General features: G+C 42.3%; 7 protein-coding genes. 1 reads left to right on the top strand and 6 read right to left on the bottom strand.

What is annotated here, in order from left to right; all coding sequences use genetic code 11:
• Positions 1–433 precede the first annotated feature (433 nt).
• The 6 genes from AAW12_RS25245 to AAW12_RS25220 all read right to left on the bottom strand — a co-directional run bounded on the left by AAW12_RS25245 (position 434) and on the right by AAW12_RS25220 (position 6,970).
• A complete protein-coding gene (locus AAW12_RS25245; RefSeq protein ID WP_046676335.1) occupies positions 434–1,600 on the bottom strand; it encodes an alpha-hydroxy acid oxidase in 1,167 nt (388 codons plus the stop codon).
• Positions 1,601–1,699: 99 nt separating this feature from the next.
• Positions 1,700–2,470 (bottom strand): SDR family NAD(P)-dependent oxidoreductase, encoded by a 771-nt coding sequence (locus tag AAW12_RS25240; protein WP_046676334.1) that lies wholly within the window; start codon positions 2,468–2,470, stop codon positions 1,700–1,702.
• Positions 2,471–2,527: 57 nt separating this feature from the next.
• Positions 2,528–4,171 carry a sodium:solute symporter gene (locus AAW12_RS25235; RefSeq protein ID WP_046676333.1) on the bottom strand — a complete coding sequence of 548 codons (1,644 nt, stop codon included), beginning with the start codon at positions 4,169–4,171 and terminating at the stop codon, positions 2,528–2,530.
• Between the two features lie 9 nt (positions 4,172–4,180).
• Positions 4,181–5,401, bottom strand: coding sequence for an enolase C-terminal domain-like protein (locus tag AAW12_RS25230; protein ID WP_046676332.1), 1,221 nt, complete (start codon positions 5,399–5,401; stop codon positions 4,181–4,183).
• 48 nt (positions 5,402–5,449) lie between these two features.
• Positions 5,450–6,496: an alpha-L-fucosidase gene (locus AAW12_RS25225; RefSeq protein ID WP_046676331.1), complete on the bottom strand. Its 1,047-nt coding sequence runs from the start codon at positions 6,494–6,496 to the stop codon at positions 5,450–5,452.
• Between the two features lie 45 nt (positions 6,497–6,541).
• A complete protein-coding gene (locus tag AAW12_RS25220; RefSeq protein WP_197084175.1) occupies positions 6,542–6,970 on the bottom strand; it encodes an L-rhamnose mutarotase in 429 nt (142 codons plus the stop codon).
• Positions 6,971–7,156: 186 nt separating this feature from the next.
• Between AAW12_RS25220 and AAW12_RS25215 the strand changes: the two genes are divergently transcribed.
• Positions 7,157–8,035 carry an AraC family transcriptional regulator gene (locus AAW12_RS25215; protein ID WP_046676330.1) on the top strand — a complete coding sequence of 293 codons (879 nt, stop codon included), beginning with the start codon at positions 7,157–7,159 and terminating at the stop codon, positions 8,033–8,035.
• The last annotated feature ends 5 nt before the right edge of the window (positions 8,036–8,040 follow it).

Below are 8,040 nucleotides of genomic sequence, written 5' to 3'. Positions count from 1 at the left end.
TAACGATAAGCATTATGAAGGAAAAATACTCATGCCAAATGTGATGAATCAACAATATTTAATCAATAATTGGACAGTAATTAGTCATTGTTCATTCAGTCTTCACTGAGCAAGCACTGAACGAGCACTCAACAAGAACTGAATGAGCACTGTACAAGCCCTGAACGAGCACTGTTCAAATAGCGAATTTAGTCACCGACTGATTTCCGTTTGCTGTATATAGAACTTAAAGGAGAAAAAGCGAAATCATGCCAATTATCTAATCCGAGAATTTCATATTAAGTGAAAGCTAACGACCTTTTATGTCAAACTATAAAATAAAAAGCATGTCTCCTACATTTGCTTCATACAAACATAAGAGACATGCTCTCTTTCTATGGTAGGTTTGATTCCCACCTCAACGCTGGATCGAAAACTCGACCTGCTACAACGGTTACAGGACAGCCTGTAGTCGTTGCGGCAAATCTTCAATCTTTGAAAGACTCAATTGCTTCATAACCTGATACAAATGTGTCTTGAACATATTGATTGTATGTTCCCCACCTTCATTGCCCAATGCGCCAACGCCATACATAAATGGTCTTCCCATAAAATTGAAATCCGATCCAACCGCATGGGCGCGGGCTAGGTCAACTCCCGATCGAATACCACCATCTAACATGATTTTTATCTTATTTTTATATTCTGGGTTGCTCGCCAAATGGATCAATGAATTGATCGAAGATTCACTTGCGTCGAGCTGTCGTCCACCATGATTTGAGACAATGACTCCATCCACGCCCAATGCGATAGAAGCCTGCATATCTTCGTCGGTGGCAATCCCTTTAAGCACCAATGGCCCTTTCCAAAGATCCCGAATAGCTTTAATTTTCTCAACATCTACCTTACCGGTAAATGTTCTATTCATAAACTGTCCCAGCTGAGCTAAATCAAGACCTTTTTCCATATAAGGCTTCAATGTTGCAAAAGAAGGAATTCCATGTCTTAATGTTTCTATCCCCCAAGTCGGGCAGGCAAAAGTTTGCAAGATATTGGCGATACTCATTTTAGGCGGCATAGACAATCCGCTTTTTATTTCGCGATAACGAAGTCCAAAAGCAGGAACATCGACCAAAACTACCAATACGGGACATTCAACAGCCTGTAGACGTTGAATAATATCATCGCGCAACCTGTTTTCTGTCGGATGATAGAGCTGGAACCACGCTTTCCCATCAGATACCTCGGCAATACGTTCAATACTACTTGTTGATACAGTACTCAAAATATAAGGAACATCATTTTTTGCAGCCGCTTTCGCAAGAATCTCTGGCGCATTCGGCCACATCAATCCCTGAAGTCCAATAGGCGAAACCCCAAAAGGCGCACTGTAACGGCGACCGAATAGTTCGACCGAAAGGTCTATTTCTTCACTCGCAAGCAGATATTGAGGCTTCAACAGAATATTATCAAAATCGTTTTCATTTCTGGCAAGGTTCAATTCTTCATTGGCTCCTCCGGTCAAATAATCAAATGCAAATTTGGGAATCCTTTTCTTCGCTTTAATCTTTAGATCTTCAACAGAAGGATAACGGGTATTATATATAAATTTCTGGCTCATGATTGATGTATTATTTGTAAGCAGTCTACAACTGCGCGCCAAACTTAGATAAATTGCTTTTCAAATGCAAGCTAATTATAGTTAATATAAAAAAATCTGTCACACATTTCTGCGGTAGCCCAACTCAGCACCTCCACTTACAGGTAGATTTACCCCTGTAATAAAGCGCGCTTGGTTTGACAGCAGAAACACACAGGCATCAGCAATGACATCACCTTCAGGGCAGTATCCAAGCAAATGAATATCTTTCAAAAAATCAAAAACCTGTGTCGGCTGTGTTTGCTCCAGTGTCCATTTGTTGAGCATGGGTGTCATAACAGCTGCAGGCATAACCGAATTGACACGTATGCCGACAGACGCATAGTCTATGGCCATCGATTTTGTCAACGCATTGATAGCCCCTTTTGTGGCAGCATATGCCGCATGGTTCTCCTGGCCTATTTCCCCTACCAAGCTACTCGTATTTAGAATACAACCGACAGATTCCTTTAAATGGGGGTAGCCATACCGTGTAGTCAAAAGAACACTTTTCATGTTGGTATCCAGTAACCTTATCCATTCATCGTCCGTCGTTTCATGCAAAGGTTTTGATGGACTTGCCAAGCCAGCATTGTTATGGATTGCATCAAGCCGCCCAAAAATAGCAACGGTCTTTTGGATAGCTAATTCAACATCCCTGGCCTGCGTGACATCCGCACAGATGCCCATATGTGGTGCTCCGATCAGTTCAGCTGTTTCATCTACAGATGCTTGATCGAGACCAACAAAGGCAACCTTTGCCCCTGCTTTGACATAGGCTTTTACACATTCCAAACCGATACCAGCACTTCCTCCGGTAACCAATATGATTTTATCTTCTAAGGTTTTCACGTTTTATTATTCTTGTATTTAGCATCAAGTTCCAAAGCATTGGAACAAATTAAAAAATCAGTTGAAAATTACATATAAAATCACGACAATAGCGAGTAGCAATGTCGACAAAATGCGGTAACTCCCGATACCCGACCAGGCTTTACCCCGAAGTGGGTCCATGGGATTCTTCCAGTACAAATCCCGACTTTGTGCAGTGTGCTGTACGGGATACTTATACGATAGTAATACCTGAAGTACCATACAGATCAAAAACAGATAAAAAGCCATCATCATAAATGGAGTCTGGCCTATCCACGAGTCAGGCAGCAGCTTGTTCAGTAAAAATACGGCAACCCCCAAAACAGAACCTATCCACAAGGTAAGTTTTGCAGCTGTTGCCGATGCCCCTTTCCAAAACACACCTAAAAGAAATACGCAGGTTATTGGTGGCGCAATGTGTGCTATCACATCATTTATGCCGTAGAAAATACTCTCATAGCGATCCAATAGTGGCAAAAGAGCCAAAGAAAATCCCATGGCAATAACTGCAGCAATTTTCCCGGTACGAATCAACTGACCATCGGAAGCAGTAGGTAACCGCTGTCTAAAGATATCGTAACTCACCATGGTCGATATCGAATTTAGCGCACCCGATATCTGACTCATCAGACCCGACAGGAGCGCTGCGACCAAAACACCGATCAATCCGGAAGGCAAAAGTTGTGTAATCATAAGTGTATAGATGCCTTTTGAATTGACCTGCCCTTGATGGTCCACGCCGAGACTGCTTAAATCCAATTGACCTGTTCTAAACAAGGTATACGCAAATAGGCCTGGAAGCACAAAAATAAAAACAGGCAAGATTTTTAGAAAACCACAAAAAAGAGCGCCCACACGTCCATGGTTTTCATCTTTCGCCCCTAAAACACGCTGAACAATGGTCTGATCGGCACACCAGTACCAAATACCCAAAATCGGATAGCCAAACAAAACGGCATACCAAGGCATTCCACTTCCATCATTGCTACTGCGAAGCATAGATAGACGATCAAGAGCATTGTCCTGTTCCAGTACAGCTTTCATTGGCGTCCAACCGCCCATCTTGTCAAAAGCCGCAAAACTGATAATGAAAGCCCCCGCAAGCAACACAATTGTCTGTATAGATTCCGTCACCACAACAGCACGCAATCCGCCCAAAATCGTATATATTCCAGTTATCACACAGATTACTGTAATACTTAAATACATATTAAATCCAAAAAGTGTGCGCAGCACAATCCCTCCGGCCAACATCGAAAAAGCGATATGAATAACAATTGCCGACAGTATAGAGATAAACGTAAGCCAATCTCTGCTGGCACGATCATAGCGTCGTTCCAGAAAGTCGGGCAAGGTGGCAACACCCGACTTGAGGTAAAATGGCACAAAAAAAAGCGCCAGTAAGATTAAAGTAAAGGCCGCCATCCATTCAAAGTTGCCATTAAGCAAACCGGTATCGAATCCGCTCTGTGCCAAACTGACCAGATGGACTGTTGAAATATTGGTTGCAAAAAGCGCTAGTCCAATAGCTGGCCAACGGAGCGTCTTTCCAGCCAAAAAATACCCCTCTGCGCTTGTTTCCTTCACTTTCTTAAATCGCGCCGATCCTGCCAATACGCCGACAACTAAAATCAACAGTATATAAAAGATGGTGATACCTAAATCTAAATTTCCTAACATAATGTCAACTTATAACAAATCACAACTGCTTCCCACATCCATTGGGGTACGATAAACGCCATTCTCTATAGCCACTGGATGTACAAAATGAGACTTTAGATGCGGAATATGCTCCAAAAACAAAGCCTCATGCCCCAAGCTTATGTGGTTAAATAAAACCAGGTGCTGATGGAGCTGCCCCATATCCCCAACATGTGGTACAACAGGGATATTATATTTTCGACAAAGTAGACTCACGGATATAAACTCGCTTACGCCGCCAACGCGAACAGCATCGACCTGTACAAATCCCGTCGCACCCATTTGAAGATAATTTTTAAACAAAATGCGGTTCGGCACATGCTCACCCATGGCAACTTTTATCGGCGCAATGTGTTCGGCCAAGCGTTTATGACCAACAATGTCGTCCGGGTGTGTCGGCTCCTCTACCCAAAACGGGTTCATCTCTTTAAGCTCTTGACAGATGGATAGCGCCTGCGGCAGCGTCCATTGCTGATTCGCGTCGAGCATTACTTTAGCTTCATCACCAGCAACCTCACGCACGATATGCGCACGACGAATATCCCGCAAGGGATCTTCACTGCCCACTTTGAGCTTCATTGCGGAGAAGCCGTTTTCTAAAGCACGCTTACAATTCTCCCGTACCTTTTCATCAGAATAGTTAAACCAGCCTACTGACGTATCATAGCCCACATAGCCCTTTTCAATAATCCCCATTCTTTTATGACCTGTAGCCATATTTGACTCCAGTAAGCTGATGGCCTCCGCCTTTGTCAACTCATCTTCCAAATAGGAAAGATCCAGCGTATTGACAATCTCTTCGGCGCTGAGGTCCGTTAACAGTTTCCAAAGCGGAACTCCTCTTGTTTTAGCCCAAAGATCAAAACAGGCATTTGTTACCGAAGCTAAGGCCAAATGAACAACCCCTTTATGGGGACCCAACCAACGATATTGCTGTTCATTGCTCAACCTATTAAACAATTGACCAAAATCTGCCATAAGATCCTCAATTGGAATCCCTTTCAGTCGTTCGGCATAAAAAGCTGCGGCACGACAGACCAGCTCGTTCCCTGCACCCAGTGTAAAAGCCAGACCTGTCCCAACGCGCCCTTTATCATCGGCCAATCGGGTCACTGCATAGGAATAGATCGGATCTTTGTGTATCGCATCACTGCCTGCACCTGTAGCCAAAGGAAATCTTCGATCCTGAATATCAAACGTCTTTATCATAAAATCGTAACGTGCTTATTTTTAGTAGTTAGGTTAATTTATTTTGAATTATAACTTTAATCTCTCTTTTAATTTGCGTAAAATGTCAACATCCGAATCCTTTATGCGTCCCATTCGATTGGGACCAACGTTTAAGATCAAGATATTGTCTTGCGCAGTTGCCGTCTGATAGATCCCCGCAAGCTCTTCCAAAGGCTTATACTTCTTGTCTGTGGTATTATAGAACCAGCGTTCTCCAAGTACCACTGTTGTCTCAAAAGGCATATAATAGGTATTCCCCTGTGCCATAAAAAGCTTAGGGTCAGGATCGACCGGAAGATAAGGGTCGCCTAGCCTAAAGTCACTTGGAAAATAACGTATTGGGTAATAATTCTGCTGGTCTTTCGGCAAAACAATGTGTTTGTCCGTATTCTCAGGCGATCCGATGCTCCAGTTTATACCAATTTGACATCCAGGAACCTTTTTCTTGATTAAATTATAGATCTCCTGCGTGGGCCATCGATAATTCTCTTTTTCCCAGCCTCCATCCAGCCAAAGCTCAACGATATCCGTATACTTTTTGGTCATATCCACCAGCTCACTGAGCTGGTTCAACATATATTGATTATAGGCTGCATCTGCAGACCTGTCTTTAACATTGGGGTTCTGCTTTCGGTCCCATAAAGAATAATACAAGCCGAGTCGCATTCCCTGTTTGGCGCATTCTTTAGCCAGCTCCAGTACAACATTTGTTGCGTTCGAAGAGTTCGCTACATCATAATCCGTATACTTGCTATCCCATAAACAAAAACCCTCGTGGTGTTTCGTTACCAAAATCATGTACTTCATCCCGGCTTCCTTTGCTGTCGAAACCCATTGTTTAACCTCAATTGCTGATGGAGCATATGTGCTGGCGGGTTTAGATCCGTCTGTCCACTCCTGATCATGAAATGTATTCATGCCAAAATGAACGAACATGCCATATTTTCGGTCAATCTGCGCCCGTTGATATGCATTGGGCCGTACCGATGGAACAGGTACAATAGCCTTTGTTTGAGCACCGACATGTATACCTAAAACAGCGAGTGCCAAACTAAATATTATTTTTTTTCTCATGGTTACATTCTTTTGGTTATTACAGCGTTTATTAATTTTCTTTCTTTAGTCCGTATGGAATACTTCCGCCATACCAAACCAAATCTCCCCTTTCTCCTGTGCGTCGGCCAAGGGTTGCTGACAAGGATCCGTTTCCTTCCACCAGCGCTGTGTCTCAGGATCGGAAGCCATTTTTTGCATATCAAGCTTGAAATTTTGTCCTGCATATTCAAAATAGCTGAAAAGAAAAAATTGACCATCTATCTCCTTCAAAAAAATAGAATAATTGCGGATATGACATGCCTTGATCTTTCGAAGTACTGTGGGCCAAACTTTGGCATGAAGCTTTTTATAATATGCTACTTTCTCAGCTTTCAACCCTGTTATAGATGCATAGCGAGTCACCGTGCCACTTCTTTCCGCAGACCGAAAGGCTGTTATACAGAGTACGACAAAGAAGATTACAAGGATATAAGGATATAATTTAGGATACATAAGTTCTGCGTTATTGTATAGTTATACGTAGTTGTATAGTACTACTAAATTACGCGCTTAGCAGGACGGAGACTACTGCTAGATTGCTCATTTCTCCCACTATATTAACAATTTTACACATGTTTACTTATTTTTAAGGCAAAATAGGCTATATTGCTTGTTCTTAATTTAAAAATAACCAAACGCATGAAACCTGTTTTCGCCAAAATTTTGGAAGGTGCAGCTATCACCACTTTTGCAACCAAAGATGTGCAGCGCCCTCTCTTCTCAACTGAATTTCACTTTCATAGCGCCTGCCAGATGACCTATATTGTGGAAAGTGAGGGAAAGCGGATTATTGGCGACAATGTGAGTAACTTTGTTTCCGATGAACTTACTTTTGTAGGACCTGATCTGCCACATGTCTGGCACAATAACACTATAAATTGCGCAGGCTCTACCATTGCGGAGACAAGAACTTCCCGTTCTTTAGCCTTGTATATAGAACCTAAATTAATGATCCAACTTTTAGGGTATTTCTTTCAAACACACAAAGTCGAAGCCTTCTTTTCGGCCTCTAAACGTGGTCTTCTCTTCCGTGGCGCAACAAAGGAACAATTGAAGGTAAAGCTGAAAAAGATCGTCCAGCTCGATTATGGCTTTGAGAAAACTATTTTGTTATTAGAGATTATGGAGCTAATGCTGTCCACTGATGAATTTGATTACCTCTCCAGCGCTGGATACACCCACAACTATAGCCCTGTCGATAATAGTAAAATTGACAGCATCTTTAAATTCGTATTCAACAACTATAGAGGAGAAATTCAATTAGAACAGGTTGCGCAGCTCGCTAATATGTCAAAACATTCCTTTTGCCGTTACTTCAAATCCCGTACGCAGAAAACCTTCGTCCAATTTGTCAATGAGGTTCGCATTAGTGAATCCTGTAGATTGATTGTCGAAAACAAGCATCAAATCACACACATTGCTTATGCCTGTGGCTTCAACAGCCTTTCAAACTTCAATAAAATTTTCAAATCAATTAAAGGGATCACGCCAAGCCAATATAAGTCCCAGATATGTTAGGAAAG

Origin of the sequence: Sphingobacterium sp. Ag1, assembly GCF_000988325.1 — a bacterium.
Taxonomy (GTDB): domain Bacteria; phylum Bacteroidota; class Bacteroidia; order Sphingobacteriales; family Sphingobacteriaceae; genus Sphingobacterium.
This window is presented reverse-complemented; position numbering and strand designations above follow the sequence as displayed.

What these genes read in the sequence shown, in the direction of transcription:
- AAW12_RS25245 (WP_046676335.1), bottom strand. Translation starts at nt 1,600, where the DNA reads ATGAGCCAGAAATTTATATATAATACCCGTTATCCTTCTGTTGAAGAT.
- AAW12_RS25235 (WP_046676333.1), bottom strand. Translation starts at nt 4,171, where the DNA reads ATGTTAGGAAATTTAGATTTAGGTATCACCATCTTTTATATACTGTTG.
- AAW12_RS25230 (WP_046676332.1), bottom strand. Translation starts at nt 5,401, where the DNA reads ATGATAAAGACGTTTGATATTCAGGATCGAAGATTTCCTTTGGCTACA.
- AAW12_RS25225 (WP_046676331.1), bottom strand. Translation starts at nt 6,496, where the DNA reads ATGAGAAAAAAAATAATATTTAGTTTGGCACTCGCTGTTTTAGGTATA.
- AAW12_RS25220 (WP_197084175.1), bottom strand. Translation starts at nt 6,970, where the DNA reads ATGTATCCTAAATTATATCCTTATATCCTTGTAATCTTCTTTGTCGTA.
- AAW12_RS25215 (WP_046676330.1), top strand. Translation starts at nt 7,157, where the DNA reads ATGAAACCTGTTTTCGCCAAAATTTTGGAAGGTGCAGCTATCACCACT.